Consider the following 17,223-nt stretch of genomic DNA (forward strand, 5'->3'; position numbering starts at 1 on the left):
AAAGGCATTCAAAATGCTAACAGGGCTGTCTCCAGTGAAGATAAGCTCGCGAGTGAGGCAGCTTCCTGTTATGCGTCGTGTTATAATAACCAGTTGCAACAGTCTTGCGAAACGTACGCGGGTGGAAGTTCATCTTATGATGCTTGTTATGCTCGCAAGGAAAGTAACACTAAAATGTGTACCTTGCATTGTGATACTGTTGCTCAGCAAATGAAACACTAAATATTACTGTAGATGTGGCAGATTAATAAGTCACCTCTTTCTAATTGCGAAAAATGGTATACTGTAGACGTTTCTTGGGCTTGTAATCGCTAGGGGGCGTCGTTGTTTCGCGCAGTTTTCCTGATCGGTGCAGCGCTGTTTTGTGCTGTACCTTCTTTTGCTTCTTCGCCTGTTGCTGAAAATCCTTTTGCTGCGACGGATGCCTGGCAGCCGGGCAAGTTTGCTGCGCTGGTGACGGACTTCAATCTCTCCGCCCATTTTATCACCAACAACGCGGTGCTGTTCCGCCGTGGGGCCCATGGCGATGGCGCGATTTATCTGGCTGATCCGGCCACGGGCAAGACCGAAACGCTGCTGACCGAAAGCGCGCTGAAAACCAAGCTGATCGCCGCCGGAATCAAGGCTGATGACATCCATGATGTCCTGCCACATGGCTATGATGCCGCCACAAAGGCTTTGCATTTTGCGATGGGCGGTAAGGCGTGGGTCTACAACATCGCTACGGTGGTTTTGGCGGAAGACAAACCGCAAGGTGGTCCCCCAAAGCCACCGACCGAGGTTGCGTCACCAAACGGCAAGCAGAAGGTGATCAGCCGTGGCTATAATCTGTATCTTGTCGATGTCAAAACCGGCAAGAACGTCGCGCTGACCAAAGACGGTTCTTTCGACAAACGCTATGGCACCAATTATCCATTGTTTGGCGATATGGCGGCAGCCAATTCCGACACCCCGCCGATGCCACTGGCGGTGCAATGGTCGGAAGATGGCACGCGCCTGCTGACCTATCGGCTTTTGCGCAACAACGCCTATATCTGGCATGAAGTGCAGCAAACCCCGCCGGATGATCGTTTCCCGCGTATGTTCACAACGGTTTATCCCACGGCGGGTGCAAAGGATGTGCCGCAGTTTCAGCCCATTGTTATTGATGTGCGCGGTGCGCTGAAGGGCAAGGTCCAGATTAAAGAGCTGAATGTGCCCAGCCTGTCTGAACTGTGGCCGGGTGATCCGCCGCTGTGGTGGGAAAATGGCCGCGTTATGTATGAATGGACCCGCCGCGGCTATGGTGAGGTCGATCTGTACACGGTTGATCCTGCCAGCGGGCAAGGACACATCGTTGTCCGTGAAGCGATCAAGCCGCTGGTTACCGTTACGTCGAGTTCCATTCGCAGTGCGCCGGAACTGGGTGGCTATCTCAGCATTTCTGAACGCAGCGGTTGGGCGCAGCTTTATTTTCTGCCCGCGGGTAGTGATGCGGCGGGTGGCAAGGCACTGACCACCAGTAATTGGGAGGTGGCGGAGATTGTGCGCGTGGCCAAAGGGGCGCCGATCCTGATCCGTGGTAACGGGCGCGAGGCGGGCGTCAATCCCTATTTCAACAGCCTGTATGCTGTTTCGCTTGATGGTGGCATCGTCAATCTGACGCCCGAGCCGCTCGACCATCGCACCACGGTTTCGGAAGATGGCAAATGGATTCTCGATGAAATGTCGAGCCCGACGGTGCCGACCCGCACCGTGATCCGTGCCGCCACCGATGGCCATATCGTGCTGGAACTGGGCAAGGCGGATCCGGCCCCGCTCTATGCCGCCGGAGTGACACCACCGGAGCCCTTTGAAATGCTGGCCGATGATGGCAAGACCATGCTCTATGGCATGATCCACCGCCCACGGAATTTTGACCCGTCGCACAAATATCCGGTGATAGACTATGTTTATACCGGGCCGACCACTCATGTGGTCGATGAAAGCTTTGAACGCAATGTTGCGTCGTCGCTTAATACGCTGGCCGAAATCGGTGTGATTGTTGTTTCGGTCGATGGTCGTGGTACATCGCAGCGCGGTCAGGCGTTTCGCCTGCCAGCCTATCAGAATATGGGCGAGGTTGGGATCGACGATCATATCCATGCCCTGAAGGCTATGGCGGAAAAATACCCGTATATGGATCTGACGCGCGTCGGCGTCTATGGCCATTCGGCGGGCGGTTATGATGCCGCACGCTTTATCTTACGGCGGCCGGAATTCTTCAAGGCGGCCATTGCCAGCTCAGGCATTCAGGACCCGCGGCTGGATAAAGCCTGGTGGCCCGAGGTGACCATGGGGGCCGCCGATGATGCAACGTGGGAGAAAAATTCCAATATTCCGGTGGCTGGTAACCTCAAAGGCAAGCTGATGATCATCCATGGTGATCTGGATGATAATGTACCGATTGCCGCCTCGATGCGCTTGCACAAGGCGCTGGTCGATGCCGGAAAGTTGCACGAGTTTGTTATTATCCCAAACCGTACGCACAACACCTATACCGACTATTATCTGCATACGGTCTATGATTTCTTCACTCGTACGCTGGTGGATCAGCCCGCAGGCAAATAGCCGAAAAAAAAGCCCCGGATCATCCGGGGCTTTTTTATTGCGCTGCTATGGGGTGATTTTCAGCAGGACCACGCCATGGGCCGGTATGGTGTAGTGATAGGTGGCGTCCGCTGCGCTTTGCCCCTTTGACCAGAGATCGCGGATTGTGGTGGCTTTAATGTTGAGGTCTGCCCAGTTGCCTGCCACGTCGCGCGCCGCCGTATCGCGATTGAACAGCCCAACCGCCACCGAACCGTCGGCCAGTTTTTTGGTCCAGATTTCGATCTTGCCATCCTTTTTAAACGGCAGCCCTTGCGCCCCGGCTTTATCCTGGTCGATTGCGATCACATCCTTATTGCTTAAGATCGCCACGGTTTTCGGCGTCATGGCACGGACATCATTGCCCAGAATTAGCGGTGCGGCCATCAGCGCCCACAGGCTGAAATGGGTTTTGTACTCGTCCGCCGTCATACCGCCATTGCCGACTTCCAGCATGTCCGGGTCGTTCCAGCCATTGGGGCCGGTGTGTTTGGGCACGCCATTTTTGTCGAAACCAATCACCGCCATGACATCATATTTGTCCTCGATATCGCCGGTGGTGCGCCACAGATGGCCCCCGACATCGCGGCCCCAGCTGCCGACATCAAAGCGGCCATATTCGCACAGGCTGTAGATGATATCGCGCCCGGCATCGTTCAATGCTTCACCCATTTCCTGATAGGTGCCATAGACCGTATCGGCGGTGTAATAGAACGCCTCGCCCGAGCACAGATCATATTTCAGATAGTCGATGCCCCACACGGCAAAGGTTTTGGCGTCTTGCTGGATATGGCCATAGCTGCCCTCATAACCGGCGCAGGATTTCGGCCCCGGCGAGGTGTAGATGCCAAGCTTTAAGCCGCGTGCATGCACATAATCGGCCAGTGCTTTCATATCGGGAAAATGGCTGTTGGGCTGCAACCGCCCGCTGGCATCGCGCTTGCCCTGCCAGCCATCGTCAATGTTGACATAGCTGTAGCCCGCATCGCGTAAGCCTGACGAGACCAGCGCATCGGCAATCTGGCGGATGGTGGCATCGTCAATGTGATCGGCGAATTTGTTCCACGAACTCCAGCCCATCGGTGGCGTCGCGGCGAGGTTCTTTTGTGCCACCACACGATGCGGCGGCAGTGTGGTGGTATGAAACGCCTGCGCCGCCAGGGCTTTCGGGCTGGCCTTACTGGCAGGAATATCAAAGACGGAATCCCACACCCGCCCACTCATGCGGGCCTTGTTACCCTCGGCTTTCAGCGTGATGTCATAGAGTTTGAGGCGCGGGTTACCATTCGACAGGTGAAAGGTCAGCGTATCGCCCACAACGCGGATGTCGCGCATGTCCTGATCGCCATACCAGCGCGAGGTGACCGTGCCCTGCCATCCGCCAGCGTCTTGTTTGACGATGATGCGGGTGAAGCCGGGAAAATCCGGTCCGGCGCCAAAGACCCAACCGCCGCTGGGCGGGGCGGCGGATGCGGCGGTGACGGTGGCGGCAAATGCCCCGGCCAGAACAAGATGGAATGCGGTTCGCAAAATAACCCCCTTGGTAATTGGTTCGACTAACGTTCGGCCAGGCGCCACCCGCAAGAGCAATCGCTGGTCTGGGTGTGCATATTGTATAATTTATACTTGACGCTCAAGGTAGTGAACCATATTCTTTATCGCATTGGTGCGAGTGCCGTTGAAGGGGACGTTTTGGGTACGCTTGGGTGGTTTGAACGTCTGCAACGGATCCGTGGTGGTGTGTGGCTTATGGCTTTGCTCGAAGATGTTCTTCGAGCGCTTCAATTGTTTTGCTGCGGGGACTGCCTCCCCATGGTCATTACTCGGGCGAAACAATCCTGGCGTCTGCCTGCACGATGCTTCGGTTGCGCTGTCTGAATGCAGCTCGGCCGGAGACAAAGTCCGGCAGACGCCGTTTTTTTGAAGCCTGTTACCGTTTTTATATCTCTAAATCTGGTGGGGTGGGTGATGCTGAATCGGCTGGTGCGTTCTCGGGGCGGTATGGCCCGGCGGTTTTCCGTGATGCTGGCGCTGGGTGGGGCGGCGGCGCTGATGGCACCATCGGCCGCAGCAATCAGTCTGTGGGGCGATTCCGATACGGCGGTCAGTGCCTTTGATACGGCAGATTTCCATTTATCCCTACAGAAGACCTCGCAAACTCTGGTTTCGCTGGCCCCCAATGGGGTGAAGGATTTTGATTTTGCCCCGTCGGCCAAATTCCCCAAGCGGCTCGGTGATGGCGCCTATCGTCTGGGTGATCTGGATGTGCGGCTGCGCGACGTGGGCAGCGATGACTGGCATGATTATTCCACTGCCTTTAAGCGTGCCCCGGTCAAGGTGCTGTCCCCGGTGGCGGGTGTGCTGGCTGCGGCAGACATCAGCGCCAGCTTTGCCCCCAGCAAGGGGGCAGACTTTCCGTTGCAGGTCACGCGCAGCTGGGCCGTGGTCGATGGCAAATTGGCGTTGCGTTTTACGCTGACCAATCCCACCGCCAGGGCGATCGAGATTGGCGGGCTTGGCCTTGCCATGGTGTTCGACAATGTCGTCTCCGGCCGCGAGCTGGATGAAGCGCACGAGAAGAATTCCTTCTACGATCCCTATGTCGGTCGCGATGGCGGTTATCTGCAGGTGACGCGGCTGAATGGCTCCGGCCCGGCACTGCTGGTGCTGCCGGAAAAAAATACGCCGTTCGAGCTTTATAAGCCTATTCTGGACGGCCGCCCCGACAAGCCGCTGGCGATCTATCACGACCCAGAGCCGCGCAATATGACCTTTGAAGGCTTCTACGACTGGATGGTGGCCGCCAAAGGTTTTGCCGATACCGACTGGAAGGGCGTGCAGCAGTGGAATACGCCGACATCGCTCGTGTTAAAGCCGGGTGAAAGCCGCACCCTTGGTGTGCGCTTTGTGCTGGCCCCGGCGGTGCGCAAAATCGAAGACACCTTGATCGCCAATCACCGCCCGGTGGCGGTGGGGGTGCCGGGCTATATCGTGCCCGATGATCTGCCCGCCAGTCTGTTCGTGCATGCGGCGCAGGCGATCACATCTGTATCGGTCTATCCCGCTGGCGCGCTGGAAATCGGCGCAGCCAAGCCGGTCGATGGCGGCTGGTTGCGCTATAGCGTAACGGGCAAAATCCATGGCCGGGCACGGCTGACACTGAGCTATGCCGATGGTTCCGAGCAGACGGTGCAATATCTGGTGACCAAGCCCGAGGCGCAGAAGGTTGCCGATATGGGCCATTTCCTGACGACACGGCAGTGGTACGAAAATCCCAAGGATCTGTTTGGACGTTCCCCGTCGGTCATGGGCTATGACCGCGAAAAGAACGCGATCATCACCGAGGATGAACGGGTGTGGGTGGCGGGCCTCAGCGACGAGGGCGGGGCAGGCTCGTGGCTGGCCACGATCATGAAACAGCTCGACAACCCGGTGCCGGAAGAAGTCGCCAAGTTTGAGACCTTCGCCAATCACACCCTGTGGGGTTCGATTCAGGTGTCGTCCGGACCCGATCAGTATGGTGTGCGCAAAAGCGTATTCTATTACGACCCCGAACATATGCCCGCCGGCACCTATGATCCGTCGATCAACTGGAAGACCTGGGCGGCGTGGAGCAAGAAGGATGCCGGTGATATCGGTCGTTCCTTCAACTACCCCCATGTCGCGGCGGCATGGTGGACGCTGTACCGGTTGGCCCGTTACCATCAGGGCATGGCCACCGGGGCAAGCTGGCAGACCTATCTGACGCGCGCTGCCGAAACCACCAAAGCGATGATGTCGAAAGCGCCGTACTACACCCAGTTCGGCCAGATGGAGGGCGATGTTTTCGTCGCTATCCTGAACGATCTTAAACGCGAACATATGACCGACGAGGCCAGTGCGGTCGAAGCCCTGATGAAAAGCCGCGCCGATCACTGGAAAACCCTGAAATATCCCTTTGGTTCGGAAATGCCGTGGGATTCCACCGGTCAGGCCGAGGTCTATGCCTGGATGCGGTATTTCGGTTATGCCGATAAGGTCGCCGCCACGCGAGAGGTCATTCTGGCTTATGATCCGACTATTCCGCACTGGGGCTATAACGGTTCTGCCCGCCGCTTCTGGGATTTTCTCTATGCCGGGAAACTGTCGCGTATCGAACGCCAGCTGCACCACTATGGCTCGTCCAACAACGCGCTGGCGCTGTTTGATGCCTATCGTGCCAATCCGTCCGATATCTATCTCTTGCGGGTTGCCTATGGCGGGCTGATGGGCTCGTTAAGCAATATCGACGAGGATGGTTTTGGCGCTGCCGCCTTTCATTCTTTCCCCGACAAGATGGCGTTTGATGCCATCAACGGCGATTACGGTATGAGCTTCTTTGCCCATGCCTATAGCGCGGCATCCTATCTGGTACGCCATCCCACATTCGGCTGGGTGGGATTCGGCGGCACGGTCAGCGAAAACGGTGACGACGTAACCATACTGCCGAAGGACAGCGCACGCACCCGCGTGTTTATTGCACCGGCGGGGCTGTGGTTGACACTGGATGCGGGAAAGTTCATGGAGGTGGCCTATAGCCAGAAAACGGGCAAGGTTTTGCTCACCTTGGCACCGGCCGATGCATACACACCTGCCGCCAGTCTGAACATCGCTGTAACCACGTCGGATGGCACATCCTATGCGGTGGCGGACAAGGCGGTTAAGGTGGAAAATGGCGGTTATGTCGTCGCGTTGAAATCATCGCCGACCAAGGTGGAACTGACGCCCGCAACTGGCAGGTGAATTGCCGATTTGCGAGGGTGCCATGACTGATCCCAAGGCCGTCTATCCGAAGGCCAAAAGTGCCGCCATGCTGGACGAGTTGTCCAACTATGTCATCGCCGAACCATATCCGTTCGTTGTTGATCTGGAGCATTCGCGCGGCATGGCGCTGGCAACCGTGGATGGTGACCGGATAACCGACTGGGGCGGTCTCTATGGCTCCAAGCTGTTGGGCTATAATCATCCGCGCACGTTCGAGCCGGACTATACCCGCCGTCTGGTGATTGCTGCCAATACCAAGATTGCCAATCCGGATTTCCTCACCCCGGAATGTCTGGCCTATTACCGGCTGTTGCACCGGCTGGCCCCCAAATGCATGGCCGGGCACAAGGTCGAGGTTTATGCGGTCAATTCCGGTGCCGAGGCGGTCGAGAATATGATGAAGTATTTCATCAATCTCTATCACCACAAGCAGATGGCTAAGGGGAAGCTGTCACGCACACCGCGCTTCATCTATTTCGATCAGGCTTTTCACGGCCGCACGGTCTATGCCCTCAACGTCACCACGCTGGCCAATGACCCGATCGCCACGCGCGATTTTCAGGGCATCGTCGCGGGTAATTTGCAGGTACCGTTCCCCGAATATGATGCCCGCCTGTCCGATGCCGACAATGATGCCCGCGTCACCAAGACTCTGGGCATGCTGGAATCGCTGATGAGCGGGTATCGCGATGAAATCGCCGGTGTCGTGCTGGAACCGCTGCAGGGTGCCGGTGGTCATCGCATTGCGCCCCGGCGCTTCTATCGCGATCTGTCCCTGCTTTGTCAGAAATACGATATCGCCTTTGGCCTTGACGAGGTGCAAACCTCGGGCGGTCAGACCGGCGAGGTGTTCTGCATCGATAATTTCGAAGTGCCGTATCCGCCGCAGGCTGTTGCCACCGCCAAGAAGTTCGGCAATGGCGTGGTCTATATGCGCAATTCGATGAAAGACATCGGCGTACTGGATTCCACATGGGGCGGCACGCTGGGCGATATGGTGCGGTTCGTTCACGAATGGCAGATCGTCGAAGACGAAAAGCTGATTGCACAGGTTCCGGTCAAGACCGAAAAACTGCTGGCGGGCCTTGATGATCTGGCGGCCCGTCACGCAGGCAAAATCGCCAATGTGCGCGGCCTTGGTCTCTATCAGGGCTTTACGGTGTTAAATGGCCTCAAGGGCAAGCTGGTCGGCATGGCGTTGCAGCAGGAAAATCTTCTGCTGCTGGGCGCTGGTATGGACAGTATCCGTCTGCGCCCGCCGCTGGATGTCAGCGCCGGGGATATTGCCCAGTTGATGGGGCAGCTCGACCGGCTGCTTGCGGCACTTTAAGAACGAAAAAAAACGACGGGCTTAACCCCGTCGTTTTTTATTCCGTGTGTTGGATAATCGCTCAGAACTGTTTGCGCAAATCTTCCAGCGTCGAAAGAATGTGGGCGCGCATGCGCTTTGTCACCAGCGCGGCATCGCGTTTTTCCCACGCCTGCAACAGTTCGCCATGTTCAGATTCGGCGCGGTTATAACGCCCTTCCGGCTCCAGATGCTTGCTGGCATAGCGTTCGGACATGATGTTGAGCCGCTCGACAATTTCGGTGGTGATGTGCTGCGCCATCGGGCTGACCAGCGCCATGTGGAAGGCGCGGTTAAGCTTGCCATGGGCTGCCCGATCACTGGGGTCCGCCTCGTCAAAGGCGCGCAGGGCGTCGCGGGCGGCCTGGATATCGGCTTCGCTGGCAACCTTGCAGGCGATGCCGACGGCATCGGGCTCGATCTTCAGGCGCAGGGCATAGACTTCTTCGGCTTCAGCTGTGGAAAGCGGGCGGACGAAATAGCCACGGTTGGGAATTGAACTCAGCAGGCTGTCACGCTCAAGGCGCGCAAAGGCCTCGCGCAGGGGAATCTTGCTGACCCCCAGCTCTTTGGCCAGCGCATCCTGCCGGATCGCCGTTTCCGAGGACAGTTCGCCCGAAATGATCCGGTCACGGATCAGGCTGTAGACCTGCTCGGATAAGGTTTGGACCACGATAGTCATTCAGATTTACCCTACCATGAATATAGACAACGTAAACGGGCATTCGCATGTGTTGCCGGACCATATACTGTATACGTGGCAATGCTACTGAATAAATTAGAATTTTTCTTGATCACATTTCCTCCTTTTCTGATCGTGTCGCTGGCGCTATCTCTTTGAGATATACGACATTCTTGCTCAGAATTAACGTATACAGTATACGTACTGTGCGTTTGCTGTTGCAAGCGGATATGTATGATCGGAAAAAGGTTAATTCAATTGGGCAGCCTGGCTTGCCCGCCCCGTCCTGTGTGAGGAGTTAGGTGTCATGAGCATTGGTGGTTCAACCCCGGAAAAAGAACTGGCGGCACTGGTCGCGCCGACCCTGGTGCCCGCCATCACGGCGGCAGAACGCGAGGGGCGGATTGAAAAGGCCCGCAACCTGATCCGCGCCGCCGGTGCCGATGCGCTGCTGATCGGGCGGGGGGCGAGCCTCGATTACTTCGCTGGTATCGCGGGGGGCGCATCCGAGCGGCTGATGGCGCTGCTGGTACCTGTGTCGGGTAAGCCGGTGCTGATCGGTCCCTATTTCGAAGCCGGTTCGATGCAGGCTGCGTTAGAGATCGAGGCCGATCTGCGTCTGTGGCAGGAAGAAGAAAGTCCCTTCACGCTGGTAGGTAGCACCATGCGCGAGAAGGGGCTGCGCAAACTCGCCATTGATCCTGATATGGCCTTTGCCATGGTGCATGCGCTGGGGCGTGACGCCGGTTGCGAAATTCTGGATGGCGGCCCGGTGGTTGGCGGCTGCCGCATGATCAAGACGTCTGCGGAAATCGCCATCCTGCAACAGGCAATGAACATGACGCTGACGGTGCAAAAGGCCGTCGCCCGTATTATCGCCGAAGGTATGGCGGCTGATGACATTGTGCAGTTCATCGACGCGGCGCATCGCAAGCTGGGCTCTGCCGGCAGTTCCTTCTGTATCGTGCAGTTTGGCCGTGGCACCGCCTTTCCCCATGGTCTGCCCGGCGTACAGCGGGTGAAGCAAAACGATCTGGTGCTGGTCGATACCGGTTGCTGGCTGCATGGCTACAGCTCGGACATGACGCGGACCTATTCCTTTGGCACGCCGACGGATGAACAGCGCCGCATCTGGGATATTGAAAAGCAAGCCGAGCAGACTGCCTTTGATGCGGTGAAGATTGGTGCCACCTGCGAAAGTGTTGATGCTGCGGTGCGCGCACTTTTGGTGCGCCACGGGCTGGGACCGGATTATCAATTGCCCGGTTTGCCCCACCGCACCGGTCATGGCATCGGCATGTCGATCCATGAAGGCCCCTATATCGTGCGTGGCGATAAAACCGTGCTGGCTCCGGGGATGTGCTTCTCGGACGAGCCGATGATCGTGGTGCCGGATAGCTTTGGTGTGCGGCTGGAAGATCATATCCATGTCACCGAAAGCGGCCCGGCCTGGTTCACCGAGCCCCAGCAGAGCATTACAGAAGTGTGAGTGGTTTGCTTTATCCTGCCGCGCTCTTCGGGCGGGCTCCGGGTGAGGGGCTTTCAGAACTATAAAAAACGGGGGCGGTTGATCCGCCCCCGTTGCATTTTCCAATCTGTCGGTTGGTTATTCCCCGTCCGGGTACGGTCCTTTACCGCCATCGGCGATAAATTTGTCGATGCGCGCATCAATCACCGGCAATGGTACCGAACCCAGTTCCAGCACCGCGTCATGGAAGGCGCGGATGTTGAACTTCGGCCCCAGCGCGGCTTCCGCGCGGTGGCGGTTTTTCCAGATCGTCGCTTCACCCAGATAATAAGACAAAGCCTGACCGGGCCAGGCGATATAGCGGTCAACCTCGGTGGTGATTTCGTGGTCGGGCAGGGCGGTGTTGTCGTGGAAATATTTCTGCGCGTCGGCGCGGCTCCAGCCCATCGAATGAATGCCGGTATCGACCACCAGACGGGCGGCACGCCACATCTGATAGCTCAGCATGCCAAAACGGTCATAGGGCGAACTGTACATGCCCATCTCGTCGCCAAGGCGTTCGCAATACAGCGCCCAGCCTTCGCCATAGGCCGAGATGTAACTGTCGCGCCGGAAGGCGGGCAGGTCTTTGTTCTCGGATGCCAGTGGCATCTGGAAGGCGTGGCCCGGCGCCGATTCATGCAAGGTGAGCGCAGGCAAGGCATAAAGCGGGCGGTGCGGCAGGTCGTAGGTGTTGACCAGATAAACGCCGGGGCCACCGCGGCCGCTGGTGTAGAAGGGGGCCACATCGTCCGGCACTGGTTTGATGGCAAAACGCTGGCGCGGCAAGCGGCCAAAATAATCCCCCAGCTTACCGTCGACGGTTTTGGCGATCCAGGCGGCACGGTTGAGCAGATCCTGCGGCGAGGTGGCCTGGAACTGCGGATCGGTGCGCAGGAAGGTGAGGAAATCGGCAAAGCTGCCTTTGAAATGGACCTGCTTCATCACCGCGGCCATTTCGGTTTTGATTTTGCCGACCTCTTCCAGACCCAGTTCGTGAATGGCTTTGGGGTCCATATCGAGCGTGGTGTATTCGCGGATCTGGGCGCGATAGAACGCCTTGCCATCGGGCAGGTCATAGGCGGCGAGAGACTTTTGCGCCCCCGGCACATATTCGGTCTGCAGAAAGTTGAGCAGGGTTTTATAGGCAGGCAGAATCTTGCCGCTGATTACCGCCACAGCCTGTTTGCGCAGCTCAGCCTGCTTGGCGGGGCTGATCGTGGCCGGCATGGTCTTGAACGGCGTGTAGTAGATATTGTCCTCGGGGCTTGGCGCATCGATCACGCTTTTGACCGAGCTGTCGCGCCCCTCCAGCGTGATCTGTGGCAGGGTGAAGCCGCGCTTCAGTCCCGCCCGCATATTGTCGATATTCTCGGTGAAATAGCGTGGGATGTCGCTGATCTGGTTTAAATAATCGCGATATTCCTGCTCGTTATGCAAGGTGCCACGCGCCGTATCGGCCAGATCGCCCCAGAACGAGGTGTCGCCGGAAAGTGGCCGCTGATAGGTCTTGTAGACCTGATCGGCAATCAGGGTTTCGATCTGAAAGCGATAGACCTGATAATCGACGGCGCGCTGATGCGACAGCTTGCCGACATCAATGCTGTCGAGCTTCTTGTCGACATCGCGCCAGTACGCTAGGCGCGCCTGCTGGGCGGCTTCACCAACTTCGGGCAGATGGGCGGCAAGCGGGCCGCTCGAATCTTCATTGGCGGCGAACTGCTTGCCGCGCCACTGCCATTCGGCGGTGTAGATCGCTTCGAACTGGGCGTCGGCGCTGTTGGCCGTGGCAAACGCGGCAGAAGGTGTGGCAGAAGCCGTGTCGGGGCTGGCAGCCAGTGCAGGCATGTTAGACATAATCAGAACCATCGCTGTAGCGCACAACAGTGCTTTCATATCGGCAGACACCCTATTTCAGAAGGATACGTCCGTCAGGAAACTCTGGCGGAAGAGTGTTAAATCGTATACAGTATATTGATGCGGGGTGGGCATCGCAAGCAAGGCTTCCCTTTGGGGCGGTTGTTTTACGATGTTTCTTTTGATGGGGGCATAGTTATGAGGCACACATTCTTTTCTGGCGCGGTCATTTCAGGGGCAATCGCGCTGACATTGCCGGTTTGGGCGGCGGCGGGCGACCATGCCAATGCGGCGGGGCCCATCGCGCTTCACGTCACGCATAATCCGATTCTGTCGGACGGGCAGAATTATTCCGCGGATGCGGCCCCGCTGGTGGTGGGCGATACGCTCTACATCATCGCCGGGCGGGACGAAGCGCCGCCCGACGTCAACGACTTCATCATGAACGAATGGCAGATGCTGTCGACCAAAGATGTGGCGTCGGGTAACTGGAATTACTATCCGCATTTTCTGCAGCCGCAGAACGTCTTCAAATGGGCAACGCCGGGGCGTGCCTATGCCGGGCAGATTGTTCAGGGACCGAACAAGAAGTTCTATCTCTATGCCCCGGTGATGCAGGCGCACTGTTCCGACAAGGATTGTTTCGGCGTTGGTGTGGCGGTGTCTGACAGCCCGCTGGGGCCGTGGCAGGATGCCCATCCGGCCGGGCCGATCGCCTCGCAATCGGTGCCCGAACATAACAACATTCAGAATATCGATCCGACCCCTTTTGTCGATGGTGATGGCCGGGTCTATCTCTATTGGGGCACCTTTGGTCAGCTGCGCGCCATGGAACTGGCCACCGATATGGTGACACCCAAATCAGACGAGCAGACCATCACGGGCCTGACCGGCTTTTTCGAGGCCCCATGGCTGACCAAACGCAATGGCGTCTATTACCTGCTCTATGCCGGTAATAATGCCGGGCCGGATTCGGCCTGCACCCCGGCGGTCTATCACGCCTGCATCGCCTATGGCGCGGCACCCTCTCCGCTGGGGCCATGGACCTATCGCGGGGTTGTTCTGCCGCCGGTGTCCTCGACCACCTCGCATCCTGGTCTGATCGCATTTAAGGACAAATGGTATCTGACCTATCACACTGCCGATGCCAAGGATGGCGGCCATTTCCGTCGCTCGGTCGCTATTGATGCGGTGGAATGGGACGACAGCGTCAGTCCGGCGGCGATCCGTCCGGTCAAAACTACCCCCGCCAAACCAAGCGCGCTGCCCGCTCAGCGCAACATTGCACCGGCGGCGCGGGTGTTTGTTTCCAATGAACCGGTACCGCTGCAATATTGGAAAAAGGCGCTGAATGACGGCATTGTTCGGGCCAATCCGCTGCCGCCCGATATGTGGGGTACCTGGACCGGTAACAATCCGCCGGAATCCTGGGTCGCCTATCTGTGGAGCCAGCCAGTGCGTTTTAACGCCACCCGCATCCGCTTCTGGAACGATCAGCCTGCCGGTTCCGGCATTGGTGTTGCCCCGCCCAAAGACTGGCATCTGGAATATTGCGACGGCAAGGACTGGAAAGCGGTCGAGGCCACCAGCCCCTATGCCACCGATACCGATCATTTTGTCGAGGTGAGTTTCAAACCCGTCACCACTAAATGCCTGCGGGCGGTGTTTACGGCATCATCCGCGAGCGGCAGCACCGCCGGTGTGGCGGTCGAGGAGTGGGAAACACTGGCCGAGACGGCAATGGTCATCGAACAGCCATAGGCTCGCTCAAAGTTTCGGTATCACCACAGAAAAAAGCCCCGGTAGCGGCTGCCGGGGCTTTTGTTATTTTAAATGGATACGATCAGTCTGGGTCCGGCATCGAGCCCGGTTCCGCCGCGATCAGATTGAGCAGGCGCGGTACCGGCACATTCTGTTTTTGCGAGATTTCGGTGAGATTTTGTCCCGGACCGTTGACGATAATGCCACCTTTGCGCAGGCGTGCCACCACCTGTGAGGATGACAGCCCAAAGGCCGGGGCCAATTGCGCCAGCGGCGTATAGCTTAAGCGCATTTCGACCGCCTGCATGTCGCCGGGGCCATGGTCCGGGCCGCCACCTTCGCCGCCGCCAAAAAAGGTCGAGCCGATCAGCAGAATGGCGATGGTCCCCAGAATGCCGACGATAACCTTGCTTTGCGCTTTGGCCAGCATGGCCAGCAGCGCCCGCCAGTTGCGGCAAATATGCAGCGCGGCGATAACCAGAAAGGTGATGCCGAGCCATTCGTGCAGCTCGCCAAGCTGGTGGTTGCGCAATCCGAAGAACATCATCGCCCCGCTGACCCCGATGGCTCCAAAGGCGGCCAGACAGAGCGGTGTGGCGTATGTGCGTAAGAAATGACTCATCTTCTCCTCGCGCGTGATGGGGCTTCGTTACCTAAAACGGCGGACGCTCAATTCGAACGCCCGCCGTCTTATATACGCTACCAGTTTGGCAGATCTGTCGCGAAGCAACAGCTTTTTCTGCCAGCCGGTTATCAAATAAACGCGACCTTAAAATTATTTAAGCGTCGCGCAGAACCGCTGAATCCGGCCGCAGGCATCTTCCAGCAGTTTGGTCGATGTCGCATAGGAAATGCGGAAGAACGGCGACAGACCGAACGCCGCACCATGCACCACGGCGACCCCTTCGGCCTCCAAAAGAGCGGTGGCAAAGTCTTCGTCCGTGGCGATTACTTTGCCATCCGGCGTTTTGCGGCCGATCAGCCCCGCGATCGAAGGATAGACATAGAAGGCGCCATTGGGCTTGAGAACTTCGATACCTTCGGCCTTATTCAGCATTTCGACCACCAGATCGCGGCGTTCGCGGAATACCTTGGCGCGTTCAGCGATGAAGTCCTGATCGCCATTCAGCGCTTCCACCGCGGCCCACTGCGCGATAGACGCGGCATTGGTCACCGACTGGCTCTGCAGCTTGGTGATCGCCTTGATCAGGGGCAAAGGGCCGGCGCAATAGCCAATCCGCCAGCCGGTCATGGCATAGGCTTTCGACACACCATTGATCGTCAGGGTGCGATCCTTGAGCGCCGGTTCCGCCGCCGCAATGGTGGTGAAGCTGAAGCCATCATACATGATGTGTTCATAGATATCGTCGGTCATCACCCAGACATGGGGATGCTTGACCAGCACATCGGTCAGCGCTTTGAGCTGTTCCTTGGTGTAGCAGGCACCCGCCGGATTAGACGGCTGGTTGAAGATGACCCATTTGGTCTTGGGCGTGATGGCCTTTTCGAGCACTTCCGGCTTGAGCACAAAACCGTCTTCGATCTTGGTTTCAATCACCACCGGGGTGCCGCCGCCGAGCAGTACGATATCGGGATAGCTCACCCAATAGGGGGCAATGCAGATCACTTCGTCGCCGGGGTTCAGCGTCGCCATCAGGGCGTTGTAAATGATGCCCTTGCCACCGGCGCCGACGCAGATTTCGTCGACCGTGTAGTCGATGCCATTCTCGCGCTTGAATTTCTTGGAAATCGCCTGGCGCAGTTCGAGAATGCCGGGCACGGCGGTGTATTTGGTTTCGCCGCGCTGAATGGCCTCGATCGCGGCCTGTTTAACGTTGTCGGGGGTATCAAAATCGGGTTCGCCTGCGCTCAGGCTGATAATGTTGCGTCCCGCCGCCTTGAGTTCCCGCGCCTTTTGCGCTGCCGCCAGTGTCGGCGACGGCTTGATACGCCCCAGCGACGCGCTGAGAAAGTTGGAGGGGAGGGCCTGTGGCTTATCGGACATCATGTAATCCCATTTGTCTTTTGTCTTCTTCAAAGTGGTAAGGCTAGCCACCTGAAGCTGTGCGACGCAAGTCAAATGTGCCGGTTGATTGCCGCAACGGCAACGTTTATACCTTAGTTACGCCTTATTTACCCTTTTTTACGATAATTAACCGACGAAATCAGGAGCTTGATTTATGCGTAGGATTTCGGTCCTGTTGCTGGCCGGGTTGGCGTTTTTGGCTGCCTGCTCGCATGGAGAAAAGCCTCCGACGGGGCGTTGGATCGGTCAGATCGATTCGGCGGATGTTATGGTCGATGCCCGGCTGGAGATTTTGGCCGATGGCACGGTCAAGCTCAGCGCCCCGGATATTCTGGGTGCAGGCGAGCTATCGGATGATGAACGCGCCATGCTGCATAACCGCGTGGCCGAGCAGCTCGAGGCCAGCTGGTCGAAAGCGCCGGTGCGGCGGATGGATTTCGATGGCAAGGTGTTCCGTAAACCCGGTGGGGTCGCCCCGCAGATGGAATGGAACCCTCAGACCCACGAAATGAAGGTGGTGTTCTATTTCGGTATGCAGCGATCCATCCGCATCTCTATGACCCGGGTGTCGGATTTCTCCAGCGATCCCTGGCATAACGCGACCTGAAAGGCGTGGTGATGTGCCCAAGGGCCGCTTAAGTGCCCTTGTAGCC

At 57.8% G+C, this 17,223-nt stretch carries 11 protein-coding genes; 6 read left to right on the forward strand and 5 right to left on the reverse strand.

Annotated elements, in window-relative coordinates; all coding sequences use genetic code 11:
- The first annotated feature begins 324 nt into the window (after positions 1-324).
- Positions 325-2,589, forward strand: coding sequence for a S9 family peptidase (locus ACZ5RI_RS07010; protein WP_464515394.1), 2,265 nt, complete (start codon positions 325-327; stop codon positions 2,587-2,589).
- Positions 2,590-2,634: 45 nt separating this feature from the next.
- On the opposite strand, the gene ACZ5RI_RS07015 is transcribed toward ACZ5RI_RS07010, so the two are convergent.
- Positions 2,635-4,137, reverse strand: coding sequence for a glycoside hydrolase family 27 protein (locus ACZ5RI_RS07015; protein WP_464515395.1), 1,503 nt, complete (start codon positions 4,135-4,137; stop codon positions 2,635-2,637).
- 438 nt (positions 4,138-4,575) lie between these two features.
- Between ACZ5RI_RS07015 and ACZ5RI_RS07020 the strand changes: the two genes are divergently transcribed.
- Together ACZ5RI_RS07020 and ACZ5RI_RS07025 are read left to right on the forward strand one after the other, a co-directional pair.
- The gene (locus ACZ5RI_RS07020) at positions 4,576-7,368 is read left to right on the forward strand and encodes a DUF5695 domain-containing protein (RefSeq protein WP_464515396.1); all 2,793 of its coding nucleotides are present in this window, start codon (positions 4,576-4,578) and stop codon (positions 7,366-7,368) included.
- Positions 7,369-7,390: 22 nt separating this feature from the next.
- Positions 7,391-8,719, forward strand: a complete 1,329-nt coding sequence (locus ACZ5RI_RS07025) for an aminotransferase class III-fold pyridoxal phosphate-dependent enzyme (RefSeq protein ID WP_464515397.1) — start codon at positions 7,391-7,393, stop codon at positions 8,717-8,719.
- A gap of 61 nt (positions 8,720-8,780) precedes the next feature.
- On the opposite strand, the gene ACZ5RI_RS07030 is transcribed toward ACZ5RI_RS07025, so the two are convergent.
- Positions 8,781-9,419 (reverse strand): GntR family transcriptional regulator, encoded by a 639-nt coding sequence (locus ACZ5RI_RS07030; protein WP_464515398.1) that lies wholly within the window; start codon positions 9,417-9,419, stop codon positions 8,781-8,783.
- A gap of 307 nt (positions 9,420-9,726) precedes the next feature.
- Between ACZ5RI_RS07030 and ACZ5RI_RS07035 the strand changes: the two genes are divergently transcribed.
- On the forward strand, positions 9,727-10,908 hold the full coding sequence (locus ACZ5RI_RS07035; RefSeq protein WP_464515399.1) for a M24 family metallopeptidase: 1,182 nt from the start codon (positions 9,727-9,729) through the stop codon (positions 10,906-10,908).
- 117 nt (positions 10,909-11,025) lie between these two features.
- Here the strand turns inward: ACZ5RI_RS07035 and ACZ5RI_RS07040 are convergent, their stop codons facing one another.
- A complete protein-coding gene (locus tag ACZ5RI_RS07040; RefSeq protein WP_464515400.1) occupies positions 11,026-12,822 on the reverse strand; it encodes a DUF885 domain-containing protein in 1,797 nt (598 codons plus the stop codon).
- Positions 12,823-12,981: 159 nt separating this feature from the next.
- Here ACZ5RI_RS07040 and ACZ5RI_RS07045 point away from each other — a divergent pair, with 159 nt between their 5' ends.
- On the forward strand, positions 12,982-14,544 hold the full coding sequence (locus ACZ5RI_RS07045; RefSeq protein WP_464515401.1) for a family 43 glycosylhydrolase: 1,563 nt from the start codon (positions 12,982-12,984) through the stop codon (positions 14,542-14,544).
- 82 nt (positions 14,545-14,626) lie between these two features.
- Here the strand turns inward: ACZ5RI_RS07045 and ACZ5RI_RS07050 are convergent, their stop codons facing one another.
- Together ACZ5RI_RS07050 and ACZ5RI_RS07055 are read right to left on the reverse strand one after the other, a co-directional pair.
- Positions 14,627-15,166 (reverse strand): DUF4405 domain-containing protein, encoded by a 540-nt coding sequence (locus ACZ5RI_RS07050; RefSeq protein ID WP_464515402.1) that lies wholly within the window; start codon positions 15,164-15,166, stop codon positions 14,627-14,629.
- A 153-nt stretch (positions 15,167-15,319) separates the two neighbouring features.
- Positions 15,320-16,549: a pyridoxal phosphate-dependent aminotransferase gene (locus ACZ5RI_RS07055; RefSeq protein ID WP_464515563.1), complete on the reverse strand. Its 1,230-nt coding sequence runs from the start codon at positions 16,547-16,549 to the stop codon at positions 15,320-15,322.
- Positions 16,550-16,724: 175 nt separating this feature from the next.
- On the opposite strand from ACZ5RI_RS07055, the gene ACZ5RI_RS07060 reads away from it, so the two are divergent.
- Entirely contained in the window at positions 16,725-17,177 is a 453-nt protein-coding gene (locus ACZ5RI_RS07060) for a hypothetical protein (protein WP_464515403.1), read from the forward strand.
- Positions 17,178-17,223: the final 46 nt, after the last annotated feature.

The sequence above is a fragment of the Micropepsis pineolensis genome, assembly GCF_055392125.1.